Source organism: Pontibacter sp. BAB1700, from assembly GCF_000277005.1.
Lineage (GTDB): Bacteria > Bacteroidota > Bacteroidia > Cytophagales > Hymenobacteraceae > Pontibacter > Pontibacter lucknowensis.
This window is the reverse complement of record NZ_AKIS01000260.1, coordinates 1-1,065: the sequence shown is the minus strand read 5'-3', so window position 1 is coordinate 1,065 and position 1,065 is coordinate 1. Positions and strand designations below refer to the sequence as shown.

The window sequence follows — 1,065 nt, the reverse complement described above, 5'->3', positions numbered from 1 at the left end:
AGCACGAACTCGTGCCAGGTGTCCTTGGTCACCTGACCCAGGTCGATGGTCTGCCGGTTGTCCTTGGTGCTGCCCACCCGGAACTGGAAGCGGTCGTTCTTGATGCGGATCGAGGCCGACGGGTCGCCGTCCTGGTGCCACTGGTTGATCAGGTCCGTGTCCTCCTCCTTGACAAAGCCGTCGGCCGGGAAGTAGGCGGCAAACGAGTACCAGGCGTTCTTGGTGATGTGGCCCTCCGAGCCCTTGACGATGGTCACCTCGGCGCGCGTGCCGCTCTTCACCAGCGGGTCGGACTCGCGCAGCTCGAAGCGCGCCGCCTTGGCCCCCTGGAAGGCAGGGCTCGTGTACTGCAGGGCGTGGGCCCAGGAGCCAACCTCCACGCTGTGGGCGGTCGAGAAGGGGTTGCTGCCCTCGAAGGTCTCCTCGTAGATCAGGTTAGCCCCGGTCGCAGAGCCAACCGACTCGGCAGTGAAGCCGTCTGGAGCGATCGCGTCGCTTTCTTTCTGCTCGCAGGATACTGTTATGGCTCCAAGGAGCACGGGTGTTAATAAATAACGAAGTTTAAGGTTCATCTTGTTTGGCTAATAAGTTGAAAATTGAAAATTAAAACTTGCACTTTAATCACACTTGCTGCTACTAATATCTACTCTGACACTATCAAATTAAATCTCAGAATACACAATATATATTCCCAGCAACTATGATTTTTAATAAAGTTTAACAATTAGAAGTCCAATCATAAGCTCACGTATATGGTTAAAATTCAAGACATAAGGATTAAAAACCGAGTAATTAATATTACTTCACAATTGTACATTTCATCCAAACGTCTGTTGCAAATGTAATGGAGTAGAATCCTGATTTCAAAATGGCAGGATGTTAATTAGCCATAAATAAAAGTTATTTCTTAGTTATTGTGGATTAATTACAAATAAATGTGTATTCAATTTGAAACCTTCAGAGAAAAGTTACGTCACAACGTCACTTCCATTTGAATTATTTTAACTCACTTATTATAAAATATTTTATCAAACCTACATATAAATGATTCAAAATGACCCTGAT

At 46.4% G+C, this 1,065-nt stretch carries 1 protein-coding gene; it reads right to left on the bottom strand.

Annotation, left to right across the window (positions count from 1 at the left end):
• The coding region (locus tag O71_RS21055) for a heparin lyase I family protein (protein WP_192811722.1) at positions 1–572 on the bottom strand (572 nt) is incomplete at its 3' end.
• Positions 573–1,065: the final 493 nt, after the last annotated feature.